The organism is Streptomyces lateritius, assembly GCF_014649715.1.
Taxonomy (GTDB): Bacteria; Actinomycetota; Actinomycetes; order Streptomycetales; family Streptomycetaceae; genus Streptomyces; species Streptomyces lateritius.
Map to the genome: position 1 here is coordinate 360,548 of NZ_BMTO01000006.1, position 18,079 is coordinate 378,626.

19 protein-coding genes are annotated in these 18,079 nt (G+C 71.2%); 3 read left to right on the forward strand and 16 right to left on the reverse strand.

Annotated features, from left to right (window positions below):
- The first annotated feature begins 34 nt into the window (after positions 1 to 34).
- Positions 35 to 448, forward strand: a complete 414-nt coding sequence (locus IE136_RS14795; RefSeq protein WP_158989885.1) for a DUF192 domain-containing protein — start codon at positions 35 to 37, stop codon at positions 446 to 448.
- Here IE136_RS14795 and IE136_RS14800 read toward each other — a convergent pair.
- The 15 genes from IE136_RS14800 to IE136_RS14870 form a co-directional block, all read right to left on the reverse strand.
- A complete protein-coding gene (locus IE136_RS14800) occupies positions 420 to 1,526 on the reverse strand; it encodes a putative hexosyltransferase (RefSeq protein ID WP_158989883.1) in 1,107 nt (368 codons plus the stop codon). The two genes, IE136_RS14795 and IE136_RS14800, sit on opposite strands and share 29 nt — an antisense overlap.
- Positions 1,527 to 1,898: 372 nt before the next feature.
- On the reverse strand, positions 1,899 to 2,507 hold the full coding sequence (locus IE136_RS14805) for an OmpA family protein (RefSeq protein WP_189600548.1): 609 nt from the start codon (positions 2,505 to 2,507) through the stop codon (positions 1,899 to 1,901).
- Between the two features lie 12 nt (positions 2,508 to 2,519).
- A complete protein-coding gene (locus IE136_RS14810) occupies positions 2,520 to 3,101 on the reverse strand; it encodes a hypothetical protein (RefSeq protein WP_189600549.1) in 582 nt (193 codons plus the stop codon).
- A gap of 21 nt (positions 3,102 to 3,122) precedes the next feature.
- On the reverse strand, positions 3,123 to 3,773 hold the full coding sequence (locus IE136_RS14815) for a pilus assembly protein TadG-related protein (protein WP_189600550.1): 651 nt from the start codon (positions 3,771 to 3,773) through the stop codon (positions 3,123 to 3,125).
- Positions 3,770 to 4,000, reverse strand: a complete 231-nt coding sequence (locus IE136_RS14820) for a Flp family type IVb pilin (RefSeq protein WP_189600551.1) — start codon at positions 3,998 to 4,000, stop codon at positions 3,770 to 3,772. Before IE136_RS14820 ends, IE136_RS14815 begins: the two co-directional genes overlap by 4 nt.
- An 84-nt stretch (positions 4,001 to 4,084) precedes the next feature.
- Positions 4,085 to 4,783, reverse strand: a complete 699-nt coding sequence (locus tag IE136_RS14825; protein ID WP_158989877.1) for a response regulator — start codon at positions 4,781 to 4,783, stop codon at positions 4,085 to 4,087.
- Positions 4,780 to 6,135 carry a sensor histidine kinase gene (locus IE136_RS14830; protein WP_189600552.1) on the reverse strand — a complete coding sequence of 452 codons (1,356 nt, stop codon included), beginning with the start codon at positions 6,133 to 6,135 and terminating at the stop codon, positions 4,780 to 4,782. The genes IE136_RS14825 and IE136_RS14830 overlap by 4 nt, the downstream gene beginning before the upstream one ends.
- A 5-nt stretch (positions 6,136 to 6,140) precedes the next feature.
- The gene (locus IE136_RS14835; protein ID WP_189600553.1) at positions 6,141 to 7,028 is read right to left on the reverse strand and encodes a DUF5936 domain-containing protein; all 888 of its coding nucleotides are present in this window, start codon (positions 7,026 to 7,028) and stop codon (positions 6,141 to 6,143) included.
- Positions 7,029 to 7,043: 15 nt separating this feature from the next.
- Positions 7,044 to 7,988, reverse strand: a complete 945-nt coding sequence (locus IE136_RS14840) for a type II secretion system F family protein (RefSeq protein ID WP_189600554.1) — start codon at positions 7,986 to 7,988, stop codon at positions 7,044 to 7,046.
- Between the two features lie 12 nt (positions 7,989 to 8,000).
- Positions 8,001 to 9,341, reverse strand: a complete 1,341-nt coding sequence (locus IE136_RS14845) for a TadA family conjugal transfer-associated ATPase (protein WP_189600555.1) — start codon at positions 9,339 to 9,341, stop codon at positions 8,001 to 8,003.
- Positions 9,338 to 9,772 carry a TadE/TadG family type IV pilus assembly protein gene (locus IE136_RS14850; protein WP_308432415.1) on the reverse strand — a complete coding sequence of 145 codons (435 nt, stop codon included), beginning with the start codon at positions 9,770 to 9,772 and terminating at the stop codon, positions 9,338 to 9,340. Before IE136_RS14850 ends, IE136_RS14845 begins: the two co-directional genes overlap by 4 nt.
- The gene (locus tag IE136_RS14855; protein WP_373309069.1) at positions 9,769 to 10,143 is read right to left on the reverse strand and encodes a TadE/TadG family type IV pilus assembly protein; all 375 of its coding nucleotides are present in this window, start codon (positions 10,141 to 10,143) and stop codon (positions 9,769 to 9,771) included. The genes IE136_RS14850 and IE136_RS14855 overlap by 4 nt, the downstream gene beginning before the upstream one ends.
- Before the next feature lie 2 nt (positions 10,144 to 10,145).
- The gene (locus IE136_RS14860; protein WP_189600556.1) at positions 10,146 to 11,471 is read right to left on the reverse strand and encodes a CpaE/TadZ family protein; all 1,326 of its coding nucleotides are present in this window, start codon (positions 11,469 to 11,471) and stop codon (positions 10,146 to 10,148) included.
- Positions 11,472 to 11,478: 7 nt separating this feature from the next.
- On the reverse strand, positions 11,479 to 12,183 hold the full coding sequence (gene cpaB / locus IE136_RS14865; protein ID WP_158989867.1) for a Flp pilus assembly protein CpaB: 705 nt from the start codon (positions 12,181 to 12,183) through the stop codon (positions 11,479 to 11,481).
- Positions 12,184 to 12,295: 112 nt separating this feature from the next.
- Positions 12,296 to 13,198, reverse strand: coding sequence for a hypothetical protein (locus IE136_RS14870; protein ID WP_189600557.1), 903 nt, complete (start codon positions 13,196 to 13,198; stop codon positions 12,296 to 12,298).
- 321 nt (positions 13,199 to 13,519) lie between these two features.
- On the opposite strand from IE136_RS14870, the gene IE136_RS14875 reads away from it, so the two are divergent.
- The gene (locus tag IE136_RS14875) at positions 13,520 to 15,223 is read left to right on the forward strand and encodes a chitinase (protein ID WP_189600558.1); all 1,704 of its coding nucleotides are present in this window, start codon (positions 13,520 to 13,522) and stop codon (positions 15,221 to 15,223) included.
- A gap of 133 nt (positions 15,224 to 15,356) precedes the next feature.
- On the opposite strand, the gene IE136_RS14880 is transcribed toward IE136_RS14875, so the two are convergent.
- Positions 15,357 to 16,586: a serine/threonine-protein kinase gene (locus IE136_RS14880; RefSeq protein WP_444545720.1), complete on the reverse strand. Its 1,230-nt coding sequence runs from the start codon at positions 16,584 to 16,586 to the stop codon at positions 15,357 to 15,359.
- A gap of 111 nt (positions 16,587 to 16,697) precedes the next feature.
- Between IE136_RS14880 and IE136_RS14885 the strand changes: the two genes are divergently transcribed.
- A complete protein-coding gene (locus IE136_RS14885) occupies positions 16,698 to 18,047 on the forward strand; it encodes a M14 family metallopeptidase (RefSeq protein ID WP_189600559.1) in 1,350 nt (449 codons plus the stop codon).
- Positions 18,048 to 18,079: the final 32 nt, after the last annotated feature.

Here is an 18,079-nt window from a genome sequence, read left to right on the forward strand (position 1 = left end):
GGCACCCTACCCCCCCTGCCGCTACGTTCTCCCCATGGGGAAAACAGGCAGTGCGGGAGGTCCGGGCGGTGCCGGGAGTCGGGGCAGTGCGGGGAGATGGCGGGACGGGACCGGCGCACTCGCGGTCCCCGAGGGGGCGGTCGACCTGGAGATCGCGGCCTCCTACCGCGCGCGGCGGCGCGGTCTGCTCGGCCGGGACGGGATCACGGGCGCGCTGCTGATCACACCGACCAACAGCGTGCACACCTTCGGCATGCGCTTCACCATCGACGTGGCCTACCTGGACCGCCACTTCACGGTCCTCGACGTGGTGACCATGAAGCCGGGCCGGCTCGGCATGATCCGGCCGCGCGGCCGGCACGTGCTGGAGGCGGAGGGCGGCGCGATGGCGGGCTGGGGGCTGCGGCCGGGGGTGCGGGTCACGGCGGTCCCGGACCGAGCAGCGTGAACGCCCCGTAGGCGGCGGAGGCGAGCGCGAGCCCGGCCAGTACCAGGACGCGGTTGCGCACCCGGAGCCGTACCAGTGCCACGGCCGCCGGGAGCAGCAGTCCGAAGGCGGGCATCATCAGGCGGGGCCGGGAGCCGAAGTAGGCGGCGCCGATGAGGGAGATGACGACGACCGCGATCGTGTGGACGAGGAGCGGCAGCGGCTGCTTCCGCCGTACGCAGAGCACCACCAGCCAGGCGAGCAGACCGAGCGCCGCGCACAGCCCGAGCGCGGCGAGCGGCGGCAGACCCCAGATGAAGCGGGCGAGGGCGACCCCGCCGTCGATGGAGTTGCCCCAGGCGGCCTGGACGTCGAAGTAGGCGGTGGCACTTCCCTGGCGGACGCCGACGTAGACGATGTACGCGAGCCAGCCCAGCGGCGCGAGGAGCACACCGGCCACCATGCGGGCGGGCAGTCGGCGGTCGCGGACGACCGTGACGAGCGCCGTGATCCCGATCGCGGCGATGAGCGCGGCGGCGGTCGGCCGGGTGAGCCCGGCGCACGCGCAGAGGGCTCCGGCCAGGATCCAGCGCTCGCGCAGCACGGCGAGGATCGACCAGGCGGCGAGGGCGGTGAAGAGCGTCTCGGTGTACGCCATCGACTGCACGAACGCGGTCGGGTACACGCCCCAGAGGACGGCGAGGGCGACTCCGGCGGCGCGTCCGGAGACATGGGCGCCGCACGCGTAGATGCCCCAGGCGGCGGCGAGCGAGGCGGTCCAGGAGACGAGCAGCCCGGCGGTGGCGGCGTCGACGGGCAGGACGGTGGCGAGGGCCCGTTCGAGGGCGGGGAGGAGGGGGAAGAAGGCGAGGTCGGAGTGGACGCTGCCGTTGGGAAGGGTGACCTCGTAGCCGTACCCGTGCTCGGCGACGCGGACGTACCAGACGGAGTCCCAGCGGCCGGAGAGCCGGTGCAGCCCGTCCTTGCCTGTCAGTGCGGCGGCGAGGGCGAGGACCGCCAGACCGAGGACGCGGGTGGCGGCGTAGCCGCCGAGCGCGAGGGCGAGGGCCGGTGAGGGACGGGGCCGGACGTGGGACATGCGCTCGATTATGTCCGGGCCCTGGTGCGGGCAGGCGTGCGGCTGTCCCAGGCGCACGTTGTCCACAGGGAGCTCGGCAGGATCGTCCCGGCCGTGCCTCGCCGCGGTGCCCACGCGCGCCCGTGCCTGGCTGCGCCGGGCCGATGCCGCCTCGGTCTCGCCCGCCGAGACGGTGGCCCGGCTGCATGCACGACGCGGACCTGCACCCGGAGTCGCAGCCCCTTCTCCACACCCGCTCGGACCGCGCCCTGCGCCCCGGCCTCCTCTTCCGCGCGGCGGGCCCGGCGGTCGAGGTCGAGGGCTTCGCCTTCCACGGCACCCGCGACGCCCACGGCCGGGACGTCCACCGCTACGACGAGCTGAGGGAGGGGGTCAGCCGCCCGTGGTGCGGGGGAAGGAGATCTCGACGCGGCGGTTCTTCGTGCGGCCTTCCTCGGTGCGATTGTCGGCGATGGGGTAGTCCTCGCTGTACCCGCGGATGTCGAAGATCGTCCCGGGGTTCAGATTCTTGGCGAGTTCCAGCTGGACGGCGTCGGCGCGCTGCTTGGAGAGCTTCAGGCCGTGTTCGTACGTACCGAGGTTGTCGGTGAAGCCGAAGACGCGGACCTTGCTGGAGTTCTGCTTGTTGATCTCGGCGGCGATGGCGGCGATCCGGGCGGTGGCGGCGCTGCTGAGCTTGGCGCTGTCCTTGGGGAAGAGGACCTCGGCCTGGAGGGCGAAGGTGACGTCGACGTTGGTGTCCTCCCGCCGCTGCTCGCCTCCTTGCTCCTCGACGACCTGCTTGATGTCGAGGACCTTGGCCGGCGCGAGGGATGCCCCGTCGGGAAGCATGAGTTCGGGGGAGTTGGCGTCGATCTCCGGGGGCGGGGAGGCGCTGGAGGTGGAGCCGGGGGGATCGTCGGCGAGGGCGGGGAGGGTGGGGAGGGTCAGAAGGAGGAGGGTGGTGGTGGCGAGGGCGAGGAGGCGGGGGGGAGTGTTCATGGCGGCAGCACCTCAGGAGAGCTTGATGGTGCCTGGGCGGAAGGTGGGCAGCTGGAACGTCACCTCGGTGGTGCCGGCGGGCGGGGCGGGGAATTGCATGAAGACGTTCGTGGAGCGGCCCTTGCCGAGGCTGGACAGTCCGGTCGTGGTCAGCGGACGGCCGTCTGTGTCCCGGAGCACGTAGTAACGCTTCTTGCCTACGGAGTCCACGAGTGTGGCGCCACCGAACGAGTCACCGTGCTTGACGATCTCCGTTTCGTCACCCGCGAGCCGGGCCGGGATGACCTGAGTCGCATCGGAGGTGTTGGACAGCTTTCCGCTGACGGTCAGGAACCCCCCCGCGTCACGCTCCGCGGATTGGACAGTGAACTCGAGCCCCTGCTGCCCCTTGAGAACAGCCAGCACTTCGGCGGGTTCCTCCGTCTGCGCCCCCTTGTCACTTTCGGAGGCCTTCGAAGCCTGGGTGCTCGCGGAAGACTTCTGTTGCGGGGGCTTGTCCTCACTGCCGCAGCCGCCGGCGCCGAGAGCCAGTCCAGTCGCAATGACGACCGCGAACATCCCCCTACGGGCCTTCGTCACGTACCGAACACTCATGAGTTGGGATTCCTCCGCTTGTCAGTCAGCCAGTCGAACGGTGAAGAGATCAGCGGCGGTGGGCAGCCGCGGTCGCTCCGGGTCGATCTCCCAGGGATCACCGTCGCATGACAGGCCGAGAATCGGGACGGGTTCCGTCGGTGTTGGTTGTGGCTCTGGTTCGGGATCCGTTCCGGGATCCTCTGTGGGTTCGGGGGCTGAAAACGTGCACCGTGGTTCGAGCACCGCCGTGGCCTCTGCCGTGGCATGCTGCCGCTCCGTCCCCGGAATGAGCGACGCGCCTACGGTATAGCGAGTGCGTACCTGCACCCTGAAGCCCTCTTCACCCAGTGGCAGGCGGACACAGCCGTCGCCCCAGAGATCCGCATCGTTCTTGGCGGCAAAGGTTTCGGCCCGTTCACAGGCCATAGTCGCCGTGTAGCCCTCACCGCTGAGAAACCGCTCCCATGCGTCGGGATCTAGGATGACCTCGAGCCAGCCGTCCCGCAGCTGGTCCCGCGCATCCTGCGCAGCCGCCAACGCCGCAGCGTCAGCTGCTGTTTGGGCTCCGTTGCGGGTCGCGGCCGCCTGGCCCACAGCGAAATAGGCGAACGCGAGAAAGAGCAGGCCCGCCACCACCGTGATGTAGATGGGGAAGGCCTGCCCGGAATCGCCGGTTGGGCGATCGGTCACTCGCCCCCGCCGCCGGTCAGGCTGGCAATCTTCGAGCTGATCGCGTCCTTGATGGACTGCCCGATGCTCGTCCCCGAGATCGCGATCACGATGGCCACCACCACCACGATGATCCCCAGGTACTCGACCGCCGTCTGCCCCCGGTCCTTCGGCTGCTCGCGCTCGCGCGCCCAGTTCGCCAGGTGCACCTTGGCCTTGGTCGCGGCCTTCAGCAGCGTGTCGCTCATCCTGACCCCCTTCGAGTTCCTGCCCTCTCGCGGCACGGTACGCCTCCGGTCCGGGGAGCGAACAGGGTCCGGGGGCCCAAAGGGTCATGTGAGGGTCCTCGTGCCGAGCCAGGCGGCTATGGCCTCGCTTCTCGTCGTGCTGTGGAGTTTCGCGAAGATGCGGTTGATGTGGTTCTTGACCGTCTTCTCGCTGATGAAGCAGGTGTCCGCGATCTGTCGGTTGTTCAGGCCCGAAGCGATCAGGTCCATCACCTCTGCCTCCCTCCCACTCAGACCGAACTGTCCCACATTTCGTTGCACGTGCGAAGGCATTCGACCAAATTGCAGCGCTCCAGCGGACCTTGCGGAACCGTCGTCATGTGCAGTCGCACGCACCACACCCACCAACGCGTTCGCCGCCGTCGGTGTGAAGTGGGCCCTGCCCGCTCTCACGTCATGGACCGCCGTCACCAGTTCCTCCGCCGTGAACTCGCCGTGCACGAGGTATCCGCCCGCGCCCAGCCGGAGCGCCTCCTGCACCACTTCGCTCTCTCCGCTGTACGTCAGCATCAGGACCGGGGCCAGTCGGGCCAGGTGGGGCAGGGCCGTGAGGCCGTCGAGGACCGGCATGCGGACGTCGAGGAGGACCACGTCCGGGCGGGTGCGCCGGGTCACCTCCAGTGCCGTGCCGCCGTCCGGGGCCTCCGCCACCACGCGGATGTCGGGGCGGCGGCCCTCCAGGAGGGACGTCAGTCCAGCCCGGACGACCGGGTTGTCGTCGGCGACGACCACGGTGAGTGTCATGTGCCGACCGCCTTCCCGACCGGGAGCTCCAGGCGTACTTCCGTACCCTTCGCCGCCCCGCCCCTGCCGATCCTGAGCCGTGCCCCCACGCCCGCCGCCCGCTCGACCATGCCGACCAGGCCGAAGTGACCCGCCCCGCGCAGACCGTCCAGGGTCGTTCCCGGGGGCAGGCCGCGGCCGTCGTCACGGACGCTGATGCGGAGCAGGCCCGCGACGACGCCGGCCGAGACGTCGACCCGGGTCGGGCGGGCGTGCCGGCCCGCGTTCTCCATGGCCTCGGAGGCGATGGTGAGCAGTTGTCGTGCCACGGCGTACGGGACGGGTGGCACCGCCGTCTCCCCGACGCCCTGGTAGGCCGTCTCGATGCCCGAGCGACGACTGAAATCCCGTACGCGGTCGGTCAGTTCTGAGGCGAGGTCGACGTCCGTCCCACCGCCTCCGTACGACTGCCGGCGCAGGTCCGCGAGCAGCTCCCGCGACTCGGCGGCCGCCCGGCGGGCCGACCGGGCGACCAGGTCGGCCCGCTCCCGTACGGCCCCAGGATCTGTCGTCGCGGCCAGGCCGTCCGCCGCGAGGGCCAGGCCGTGCAGGGTCTTGGCCACCGAGTCGTGCATGTCGCGGGCAAGGCGGGCCCGTTCCTCCTCCACCGCCTGGGCGGCGGCGAGGCGGGCGCGGACATCGGTGAGGGCCTGTGTGGCGGCGCCGAAACGGAGGAGCAGGTTACGGATCGTCACGCCGAGCGCGCCCGTGATCACGCACAGCCCGGGAAGCAGCGTCGCCTCCCCGAGGGTCGGGTCGAGGTGGTGCGGGTCGGAGGCGTGGAGGGCGAGCAGAATCAGCGACTGGAGGCAGGCGAAGAAGGCGGCGCCGCGCCAGCTGTAGACGAGGCCCGCGAGCAGCGGGGTGCAGACGCTCACGTAGCCGAGCGTGCTCTGCGGGCCGGCCGTGACGAGCAGCAGCGAGCCGAAGAGGGTGTCGGCCGCCAGGAGCGCCGGGTGCCTCAGGAGCAGGGGGCCGAACCGTTCCCAGTCCCTGAACAGCACGTACGAGCCCATGAACGTGACCAGGACGGCCGCGCCGACGAGCCAGGCCGCCAGGCCGTCGGCAGCGCCGAGCAGGGCCGCCGGGCTCGCCAGGGCGATCATGGCGAGGCGGAAGCCGAAGACCTGCCGGCACATCGCCTGGAGGGCGTTGACCTGGATGGCCTGCCCGTTCAGGCCGCCCGGGGCCCGCACGTCACGCCCAGCCCCGCCCGGGGCCCGCACGTCACGTCCAGCCCCGCCCGGGGCCCGCACGTCACCCACAGCCCAGCCCGCCCCACCGGCCCCGCCCGCCCCGATCGACGCTCCCATCGCGCTCACTCCCCCGTGATGGAGCCGAAGTTCGTCCCCGTGCCCAGGAAGAGCCCCGCCCCCAGCAGGATCATCGTGGCCGGGACCATCAGCGTCGTGATCACCATCGTCGCCTTGGGGACCGCCTTGGCGGCCTTGCGCCGGGCGTTCTGGGCGTCGGTCCGGCGCATGTCGTTGGCGATCTGGATCAGGGTGTCGACGATCGGCGCGCCGAGTTCCTCGCCCTGCTGGAGCGCCGTGACGAACTGGGCCACCTGCTCGGAGTCGTTGCGTCTGCGCAGTTCGTCGAAGGCCTGCCGCCGGCTCACGCCCATGTCCATCTGCCGCAGGGTGATCCTGAGCTCGTCCGACCACGGTCCCTCGTACTTGTCGGCGACCCGGTCGAGCGCCTGCCGGAAGCCGAGGCCCGCGCTGACGACCACCGCGAGGACGTCGAGGAAGTCCGGGAGGGTGCGTTCAATCTGGTCCTTGCGGATGCGGATGGCCGACCAGATGCCGACCTCGGTCCAGAAGGCGGCGAAGGCGAAGAGAATCAGCGCGACGACCACGTCTCCGTTCGAGAGCATGACCAGGCCGCCGAGACCGCCGAGGAAGCCGTAGACCGCGCGCCGGGCTCCGTACCGGTCGATCGTCAGGCCGCCGGGGTTGCCCGCGAGGTCGATCCTGCGGCGTACGGCGTTGACTCGCTTGGGGCCCATGGCGCGCAGCACGGCGGCCGAGTAGCGCATGCCGAGCCGGTCCACGACGGAGTCGACGGCTCCGGTACGTGAGGAGCCGACCTCCAGGGCGAGCTGGAGGTCGCTGGGGAGTCTGGCGTCCGCGCGGTAGAGGCGGATGCCGTGGAAGACCCCGGCGACGGAGAGGCCGGCGGCGAGTGCGAGCAGCAGTTCCATGACGGCTCCAGCCCCTCAGACGTCGATCTTCGAGAAGCGGCGGATGACGACGAAGCCGACGACGTACAGCGCGAAGGCGGCGACGACGGCGAACTGTCCGAGGCCCGAGCCGGTCATCCGGTCGAGCGCGCCCGGCTGCATGTTGTCGATGAGCAGCAGCGATCCGATGCCGATGACCGGGACCGCGTACGCCGTCATGCTCACCTGGGACAGCTGGGTACGGACCTCCCGCCGGGTCTCTTTGCGCTCCTCGAGCGTCTCGGTGAGGTTGCGCAGCGAGGCGACGACCGTGCCGCCCGCCTTGTTGGCGAGGACGAGGGTGGTGACGAGGACGACGAGTTCGCGGGAGGGGAGGCGTTCGGCGAGTTCGCCGAGGGCGTCGTCGATGGAGGTTCCGACGGCGAGTTGCTGGGCGACGCGTTCCAGTTCGTCGCCCGCCGGAGCCTCGAGTTCGTCGGCGGCCATGCTGAGCGCCATGCGCAGGGCGAGTCCGGCCTGGGTGGCGTTGGCGAGGATGCGGGAGAGCTCGGGGAGCTGGTTGATGAACTTCTCGATGCGCTTCTGCCGCTGCCAGTGGAGAAACCCGAGAGCCGCCCACACACCGAGGAAGCCGCAGATCGGGCCGAAGAACGGGGAGAGCACGGCCTGGCCGGCGGTCCACAGCGCGGCCACCGTCACGGCCATGGCGGCGACGAACTCGCCGGGGGTCAGGTCCAAACCGGTGGCGGAGATCCGTAGTTCCAGTCTCCTGCCGAAGCGGGTGCGGCGGATGCGGCGGTCGAGGGCGCGGAAGCGGCGTCTGCGGCGGCCGCCCGTGCCCTCGGGTTCGCCGGTCTGGGTGAGCCGGGCGACGAGGGCGGCGCGCTGGGCGGATCCGCTCGCGTACGTGTGGACGCCGGCCACGCCGAGGACGCAGCAGAGCAGCGCGACGCCGACCACCGGCCAGGTGAGGTCCTTCATGTGGGGGTCCCCCTACTTCGCTTCTCGGGTGGCGAGCTGCTCGTCGGTCGCGGCCACCCCGAAGGCCTGGGGGATCGGCTGACCCGCTATGTAGAGCCGGTCGGCGACCCGTCGCGGCAGCGGGTGGTACTCGTACACGCCGTACACCCGTCCGTCGGCCGCGAGCGGCTGGGCGCGGAAGCGGCAGACGGTGGCGAGGGTGAAGCGTTCACGGCCGTTGGACGCGAGGATGGCAATCTCGGTGATCCTCCGGGTGCCGTCGGCGTGCCTGGTGAGCTGGACGAGGACGTCCACGGCGCTGTTGATCTGGTCCCTGAGCGCCTCGAAGGGGACCTTGACCTCCGACATCGACGCCAGGGTCTGGAGCCGCATCAGCGCGTCCTCGGCCGAGTTGGCGTGGACGGTGGCGAGCGAGCCGTCGTGTCCGGTGGACATCGCCTGGAGCATGTCGAGGGTCTCGCCGCCCCGGACCTCGCCGACGACGATGCGGTCGGGGCGCATGCGCAGGGAGTTGCGGACGAGGTCGCGGATGGTGACCTGGCCTCGGCCTTCGACGTTCGGGGGGCGGCTCTCCAGGCGGATGACGTGGGACTGCTGGAGCTGGAGTTCGGCCGAGTCCTCGATGGTGATGACCCGTTCGCCCTCGGGAATCAGTCCGGACAGGGCGTTGAGGAGCGTGGTCTTTCCGGTGCCGGTCGCGCCGGAGACGATCACGTTGAACTTGGCCTGGACGAGGCCGGCGAGCAGGAACAGCATCTGCTCGTCGAGCGAGCCGAGGCCGATCATCTCCTGGAGGGTGTAGGCGCGGGGGAAGCGGCGGATGGTCAGGGTGGCGCCGGTCAGGGAGAGCGGCGGGATGATCACGTTGACGCGTTCGCCGGAGGGCAGGCGGGCGTCGACCATCGGATTGGACTCGTCGACCCGCCGGTTGACGGTGGAGACGATCCGTTCGATGGTCTGCATCAGCTGTTCGTGGGAGGCGAAGCGCAGCGGCAGCAGTTCGACGCGGCCGGCCCGTTCGATGAAGATCTGGTCCGGGCCGTTGACCATGATCTCGGTGATGGAGGCGTCTTCGAGGAGGGGTTCCAGGACGCCGAGCCCGAGCGCCTCGTCGACGACCCGGCGGATGAGCTGGGCGCGCTCCACGGTGGAGAGGACCGGGCCCTCGCGGCTGATGATGTGCCCGAGGACGCGTTCGAGGCGGGCCCTCCGCTCGGCGGCGGCGAGGGCCGACATCTCGGTGAGGTCGATCTCCTCCAGGAGCTTGGCACGGAAGGAGGCGACGAGATGGCCGTCCTCCCGGCCTCCCCCGCCGGTCTCCTCGGGGGCGCTGATGCGGGCCCGCAGACTCATTCGTCCTCCTCGGACTCGGACTCGGGCATCGGCAGGACGGCGCTTCTGCGTACGTCCCCGAAGTCCCAGAAGGGGACGACCGACGGGATGGTGACGGTCACGGTGGCCGTGACCTCGTCCGCTGCCCCGCCGGGGGTGGAGACATCGCTCCGTTCGGCGATCCAGCCGCTCATGGCCGACTTCCCCGCCGCCTCCGGGCCGATCTCGGCCGTGTCGTGGGTCGCGGCGCGGGCCGCCGCCCGCGCCCCCGTCCCCGCCTGTTGGGCGGCGTACGCGGCGAGCCCGAGCTGGATGCCCGCGAGCGCGACGAGCAGCAGGACGGGCAGGAACCCCAGGTACTCGACGGCGACCTGCCCGCGGTCCCGGCCCCGGTCCCGGTCCCGGACCCGGTCTGTCGTACGGCTCCGGAAGAGACGACGCACTCCGCTCACGGCCCACCCCTCTCTTCCTGTACGGCTCCGGCCTCACCGGTCACCGAGAAGGGGAAGCTGACCGCCCCCGGGAACAGCACCGGCACCTGCAGCCGTACCTCCGCGTGGAACAGGTCCGTGCCCGGCTCGCACCTCACGTTCGCGCCCGCCTCCCACGCCCCGTCCAGGTGCCGCATCCCCGCCTCCCCGCAGTCGTCACCCACCGCTCCCGCCCGGGCCGCCTCGTCCGCCGCGTTCCCCGCGAGCGTGTAGGTGTAGCCGACCAGGACGCACTGCCACAGCAACACCAGCGTGAGCAGGATCAGCGGCACCATGCCGAGGAACTCGACGGCCACCTGCCCTCGGTCGTCGTCCCGGTACGACGGGGCCACGGCTATCGCCCTCCCCCGCCGCCGCGTCGGCGCAGCCCCAGCGAACCGCGGTCGTTCCCGCGCGCCACCCTCGCCAACTGCTTTCCGGACGGCTTGCCGGTCTGCCTGCCGGACGCCCTGCCGGACTGCCTCCCGTTCCGGTCGGCGTCGGGGTCCGGTGCCGCCACCAGGCCCAGCTCCCCCGCGAACGACCACAGCGCCTGCTTCACCGTCGACCGGGCGTCCAGTTCGTGCATCCGGCCCGCGTCCACCACACCCTGGAGCTCCTTGAAGTGGGCGGGCACGACGACGCCCGCCATCCGGGTGCCGGTGATCTTCTGGATGAGGACCGGCTGGATCTCGGTGGCGCGCGTGTAGCGGTTGACCAGGCAGATCGTCTCCTCTGCCTTGCGGACCTGGAGGCGGTCCCACATCCGTACGACCCGCTTCGCGGCCCGCACGGCGACGACGTCGGGGGTGGTGACGAGGACGGCCGCGTCGGCCATCTCGACGGCTGCGGCGTTGGCGCCGTTGAGGTACGTGCCGCAGTCGACGACCACGACGTCGTGGCGGGAGCGGAGCGCGCTGACGATCTGGCGGGCGGAGCGGTCGGCGACCTCTTCGCCGCGTTCGCCCTCGCCGGGCGCGAGGAGGAGGGCGATGCCCGTCTCGTGGGTGAAGACGGCGTCCTGGAGGACACGGGGCGAGATGTCGTCGACGGCCGCGAGGTCGGCGACGGAGCGCCGGAACTGCACGTCGAGGTAGGAGGCGATGTCGCCGCCCTGGAGGTCGAGGTCGACGAGGGCGACGGTACGGCCCGAGGCGCGGGCGGCGAGGGCGAGCTGGACGGCGGTGACGGTGGTGCCGACACCTCCCTTGGCGCCGCTGACGGTGACGACGGTGCCCCCGGGTCCGGTGAGGACGTCGGCGCCCGCGCCGAGGTGGCGCCTGACGCCCACGGACCACTGCGCCGCCGCCTGGACGCGGCTGGCCAGCTCCTCGTACCCCAGCGGAAGGGTGACGAGCCCCCGTGCGCCGGAGTCCATGGCGGCGGAGAAGAGGACCGGGCTGGCGTCGGCGGTGATGAGGACGACCCCGACGGCGGGGAAGCGGAGCGCGACCTCGCGGATGAGTTCGAGGGCGGGGACGGGGCCGATCCGTTCGTGGACCAGGACGACTTCGGGCAGTTCGTCGAGGGAGTCGGCGGCCAGCCGGGCGAGGGTGTCGACGAGCTGGGTGGAGTCGGGGACGGGGGCGGCGGGCTCGGTGTCGGGGAGCTGGCTGAGCAGCGTGGTGACGGACCGGGCCGCGTCGGCGTCCGCGACGGCCGGCAGGATCCTGGTGGTCATACCGGCCTCACTTGTCCTTGTCGAGCGTGTAGGTGCGGTCGCCGGGCGCCATCGTGGGCTCGCCGCCGGGGGCCACCAGGGCGAGCCGTACGTGCTCGGCGAAGGACTCGGCGTAGGCGACGCGCTGGGTGTCGAGGGTGGAGAGTGCGAAGGTGATCGGGACGGCCTCGGTGGCGCGGCTGCCCCGGTCGGAGCGGTCGCTGATCGGGGTCAGGCGGCCGACGTCGATGACGCGGGCGTTGCTGACGATGACCTTGGACTGGGCGGGCTGTCCGCCCTTCTCGCCGGCGAAGGTGGCGTAGATGTTGACGGTCGCCCCGGCGGTGATCTTGCCGGCGACTCCGGTCGCGGCGTCGATCATGATGGCGATCTCCTGCTGGCCCGGCTGGAGCGCGGGCCGTTTCACGATCATGTCGGTCTGGAGCAGGGATCCGGCCCGTAGCTGGGTGACGGCGATCTTCCCCTCGATCTGCGCGAGATCGGTGACGGCGGTGTCCGAGAGCCAGCGCTCGGGCATCGACACCTTCTCGAACTGCCGGTCGCTCAGCGGCGTGTAAGGCGCCACGTCGCCCTTGACCCGGTACGCCGTCACCTCGGGCCCGACCTTGGAGTTCACGTCACCGATCACGGAGAGGACGCCGGCGAAGGCGGCGAGCGCGCACAGCACGGAGAGCAGGAGGAGGATGACGCCACGACGCTGGCGGGAGTTCATTGCCGTACGACCTCGATCGGATACGTGTGACTCGGCGGACGGGGACGGTGGCCGTCTGACGGAAGTGACGGGGCTGATGCGGCTGACAGGGCTGACGGTTGAGCACTCACCGCTACGGGACGCGGCCTCCGGACGTGAGGGCCCGGCCCCCCGCCCGCGTCCCCGTGTCCGCCGGGGGCGTGGGCAGCGGAGCGGAGCAGAAGCCGCAGCGGTCGCCGATGAGTTCCATCCGGCACCAGTGGCAGGTCTCGCGCCGTACGGAGGAGACCAACTGGTGCAGGACCGCGAGGTCGGGCAGGTGGGCGGCGAACTCCACCAGGCGGCCGGTGCCCCACCATCCAGGCGAGTCGGCGGGCAGCGGTGCCTCCTGCACCCCCTGGACCTGCCACCGGGGAGCGAGGGCGGAGATCGGCCAGTCGGTCTGGAGCTGACCTCTGGCCAGGACGAGCTGGGTGGCGAACTCGGGTCCGGCCGGCGGCTCGGCCCCCGGTCCGAGCTTGACGAGCTGCGGCACGGGCCCGGCGAGCACGGCGAACTGGGCGCCGGGCATCCAGCCCTTGAGGTGCGACTTCAGGCTCACCGGTACGCGGTCGAGCTTGGCCACGGAGCCGAGGACGGCCCCGGCGTAGATGTAGTGGGCGAGCAGCCTGGCGGCGGAGGCGACGACTCCGGGGCTGAAGTCGCAGATGGACAGCTGCCGCAGCTGCCGGGCGAGCACGGCGGTGCCCAGGGGCGGCAGTTCGGACTTCACCAGGGCGATCCGGTCGCTCTCCAGGAGGGACCGTACGGCGTGCAGGCGCTGCTCCGTCGGGGTCGGCACGGAGGAGGGGCAGACCACGATGACGTGGCCGTACCGGTCGAGGAGGAGCTGGAGGTCAGCGACCGCCGAGGCGAGCGGCTGGCTGCCGGGCGCGGGCAGGACGGCGGCGTTCGGTGTCTGTTGGTCGGTCGGTGGCAGCACCAGGTCAGCGCTGGTGACCGCGATCGCTGTCGGCACGTCAGGCTCCCCGTCCATGTCACTCACCGCGTTCACCGCGTCACTGCGTCTGCGTGAGTGCACTTTATCCACGAGATACGGGGTGGTGAACACACAATCCGTTAAGCGAAGGGGGTTTCTTTGGGTCCGCTCCGGGTCTGCGCTGGGCCCCGAGTTGGGCCCCTGGACCCATGCGCCAACCCCCTTGGCCGCCAGAGGTCTTGACAACTCGATTGGTCTGGACCAGCTTGTTCCCCCAACGGTGGCCACCGTTCCGAGCTCCCCCCCTCCCCCTCGATTCCCTCTCCATTCCCCTCCATTCCTCTCGATTCCCCTCAACTCCCCCACCGGAGGCAGCAAGTGGACCGCACCACCACACGCTCCCGCAGATGGATAGGCAGCGCCCTGGCGCTCGCCGTCGGCTCCGGGCTCGTCCTCGCCGGCGGCGCAGGCACCGCCCAGGCCGCGGACGTGAACGTGGCCAAGAACGCCGGCTTCGAGTCCGGGACCGCCAACTGGACCTGTTCCGCCGGCAGCGGCACCGCCGTCTCCTCGCCGGTACGGACCGGGGCCGGCGCCCTCAAGGCGGCCCCCGGGGGCCAGGACCACGCCAAGTGCACCCAGGTCGTGGCCGTGAAGCCCAACTCGACGTACACGCTGAGCGCCTGGGTCCAGGGCGGGTACGCCTACCTGGGTGCGAGCGGCACCGGCACCACGGACGTCTCCACCTGGACCCCGGACAGCTCCTCGTGGAAGCAGCTGACCACCACCTTCACCACGGGCGCGAGCACCACCTCCGTGACCGTCTACACGCACGGCTGGTACGGACAGGCTGCCTATCACGTCGACGACGTCTCCGTCTTCGGCCCCGACGGGGGCGGCGGCACCGACCCCGACCCGGTCGTCCCGGCGGCCCCGGCCGGTCTCGCCGCGGGCACCGTCACGTCGTCCTCCGTCGCCCTGAGCTGGAACGTGGTCTCGGGCGCGACGGGCTACAACGTCTACCGGGGCGGCACCAAGGTGCTCTCGGTGAGCGGCACCTCGGCCACCGTGACCGGCCTGGCCGCCGACACCATGTACCAGTTCCAGGTCTCCGCGACGAACGCGGCGGGCGAGTCGGCCAAGTCCGCCACCGTCTCGGCGAGGACGAGCACGGTGACGAACCCCGGCCCCGGGCCGGCCGTGCCCAAGCACGCGCTGACCGGCTACTGGCAGAACTTCGACAACGGCGCGACCGTCCAGAAGCTGCGGGACGTGCAGGCGCAGTACGACATCATCGCCGTCTCCTTCGCCGACTCCACCGCCACGCCCGGCCAGATCGTCTTCAACCTCGACCCCGCCGTCGGCTACGCCTCGGTGGCCGACTTCAAGGCCGACATCGCGGCCAAGAAGGCCGCCGGCAAGTCGGTCGTCATCTCGGTCGGCGGCGAGAAGGGGAACGTCACCATCAACAGTGACGCCTCCGCGACCGCCTTCGCGAACAGCGCGTACGCCCTGATGCAGGAGTACGGCTTCAACGGGGTCGACATCGACCTGGAGCACGGCATCAACTCGACGTACCTGACGAAGGCGCTGCGCCAGCTGTCCGCCAAGGCCGGCTCGTCCATGGTCCTGACGATGGCCCCGCAGACCATCGACATGCAGAACACCGGGACCGAGTACTTCAAGACCGCGCTCGCCGTGAAGGACATCCTCACGGTGGTCAACATGCAGTACTACAACAGCGGTTCGATGCTGGGCTGCGACGGCAAGGTCTACAGCCAGGGCTCGGTGGACTTCCTCACCGCCCTCGCCTGCATCCAGCTCCAGGGCGGTCTCGACGCCTCCCAGGTCGGCCTGGGCGTGCCCGCCTCCACCCGCGGCGCGGGCAGCGGCTACGTCGACCCGTCGGTCGTGAAGAACGCGCTGGACTGCCTGACCCGCGGCACCGGCTGCGGCACCTTCAAGCCGGCCCGGACCTGGCCGAGCCTGCGCGGCGCGATGACGTGGTCGACCAACTGGGACGCGACGGCCTCGAACGCCTGGTCCAACGCGGTCGGGCCGCACGTCCACAACCTGCCGTAACGACGCGACGGTGCGGAAACGGTGGCGCCGCCGGTCTTCCCCCCGGCGGCGCCGCCCGCGTCTGCGGGCTAGGCACGTGTCCGTGAAGTCCCGCCTGGCACGCGGGCGGGCGGCACTATCTTCCGGACCCGACCTAGCGCGGCATGCAGTGTCGGAGTATCAGGTCGAGCCGGGCGGTCCACTCCTTCACGAGGGCGGCGCGGCCGTTGACCTCGCACTCGTACGCCGAGCCGTCGTACAGCGTGACGACGACACGGAGCTGCCGGCCCCTGCGGGCGGACTCGTGCTCGACGGATCCGATCTCCGCCCAGCTGAACTCGGCCTCCTCGTCGAAGACCTCGAAGCGGATCCCCTCGGCGTCGGCGACCACCCCGCAGTCCCCGTCCGCGGCGACGAGCGCCGGCGCGGGAGGGGGCGGCTCCGCGGGCATGGTGGGCAGTGCGGGCAGCGGTGGCACATCCCGTACGGGTAGTGCGTCCCGTACAGGCACCGGCGTCGCGTCCCGCCCCGGCGTCGCGTCCCGTACAGGCACCGGCGTCGCGTCCCGTACGACGACAGTGGGCGTCGCCCCCTCCCGCAGCGGCGCGCCCGCCAGGGTGTCCAGGATCTCGCCCGGGGTCGGGCGCTCCGCCGGCGCCTTCGCCAGACAGGCCCCCAACAGGCCGCGCAGCCCGGCCGGAACCGCCGTCAGGTCCGGCGCCTCATGGACGGTGCGGTACATCAGGCCCATCGGTGTGCCACCCCCGAAGGGCCGCCCGCCGGCCGCCGCGACGAGGACGGCGCCGAGCGCGAAGACGTCGGCCGCGCCGGTCACCTCCCCGCCGAGAGCCTGCTCGGGGGCGAGGTAGCCGGGGGTGCCGAAGGCCGCCCCGGTGGCCGTCAGCCGGGTCGACTCCAGGGCGCGGGCGATCCCGAAGTCGAGGACCCGGGGCCCGTCGGCCGCCATGACGATGTTGCCCGGCTTGAGGTCGCGGTGGACGAGCCCGCAGGCGTGGATGGCCTCCAGCGCTTCGGCGAGCGCGGCCCCCAGTCCCCGCAGCCGCGTTTCGGACAGGGGCCCTTCGGCCGCGACCAGGCCGGCGAGGGTGGGACCGGGGATGTACGCGGTCGCGAGCCAGGGCGCATCGGCCTCGGGGTCCGCGTCCACGACCTGGGCGGTGTGGAAGCCGCCGACCCTCCAGGCCGCCTCGACCTCGGCCCGGAAGCGGGCGCGGAAGGCCGGATCCGAGGCGAGTTCCGGCCGTGCGACCTTCACCGCGACCGCGCGTCCGCCGCGCGAGCGCGCCAGATACACGGTGCCCATGCCGCCTTCGCCTAGCTTGTGCTCGACCTCGTACCTACCGATCAGCGTCCCCACGCGCACAGTATGGCCGAAGACAGCTCCTTGACCGGTGCATGCCAGAGCCGGACGATGTGGCCGGACACCCGTACCTGTCCTGTCGCACACCCCCACACTCCCCACCCAGGAGACAGCATGCGACTTCGCATTCGCGGAAGAAGGTCCGCCACCCTCGCGGCCCTTCTCGCGCTCGCCGTGGCGACGCCACTCGCCGCAAGCGCGACCCCCGCCGGGGCCGACCCGGCGCCGACCGCCGCCACCTCCGCCTCCGCCGAAGAGGTGATCCGGCAGTACGAGGTCGCCGGACCCTCCACGGTGGCCGCCCGCACCGCCCTCACCGCCACCGGGGTCTCGATCGACGAGGTCGACGCCCGCTCGGTCGTGATCAGCGCCAACGCGGAACAGCTCCGGAAGGTCAAGGCCCTCGGCCACAAGGTGACCGCCCTGCCCGGGCCCCCGGACCGCACGGTCGAGGGCCTCGGCGTCACCCCGCTCGACTTCCCCTCCGCCGACTCGCGCTACCACAACTACGCCGAGATGAACGCGGAGATCGACCAGCGGCTCGCCCAGTACCCGGGCATCATGAACAAGCGGGTGATCGGGAAGACGTACCAGGGCCGGGACATCGTCGCCATCAAGATCAGCGACAACGTCGCCACGGACGAGAGCGAGCCCGAGGTCCTCTTCACCCACCACCAGCACGCGCGTGAGCACCTCACCGTCGAGATGGCGCTGTACCTGCTCCGCGAGCTGGGCGCGGGCTACGGATCCGACTCCCGGATCACGAACGTGGTGAACAGCCGCGAGATCTGGATCGTGCCGGACCTCAACCCCGACGGCGGCGAGTACGACATCGCCTCCGGCTCCTACCGCAGCTGGCGCAAGAACCGGCAGCCCAACTCCGGCTCCAGCTACGTCGGCACCGACATGAACCGCAACTGGAACTACAAGTGGGGCTGCTGCGGCGGCTCCTCCGGCTCAAAGAGCTCCGAGACCTACCGGGGCACCGCCCCCGAGTCCGCCCCCGAGGTGAAGGTCGTCGCCGACTTCGTCCGCTCCCGTGTGGTGGGCGGCAAGCAGCAGATCAAGGCCGGCATCGACTTCCACACGTACAGCGAGCTGGTGCTCTGGCCGTACGGCTGGACCACCGCGAACACCGCTCCCGGCATGACCCAGGACGACCGCGACGCCTTCGCGGCCGTGGGACAGAAGATGGCCGCGAGCAACGGCTACACCGCCGAGCAGTCCAGCGACCTCTACATCACGGACGGGTCGATCGACGACTACCTGTGGGGTGCGCAGAAGATCTTCGGCTACACCTTCGAGATGTACCCGGCCTCGTCCTCCGGCGGCGGCTTCTACCCGCCCGACGAGGTGATCGAGCGCGAGACCAGCCGGAACAAGGACGCCGTCCTGCAGCTGCTGGAGAACGCGGACTGCATGTACCGCTCGATCGGCAAGGCCGCGCAGTACTGCACGAGTTGATATCGATCGCGTGAACTCCCTGTCCCGGTCGC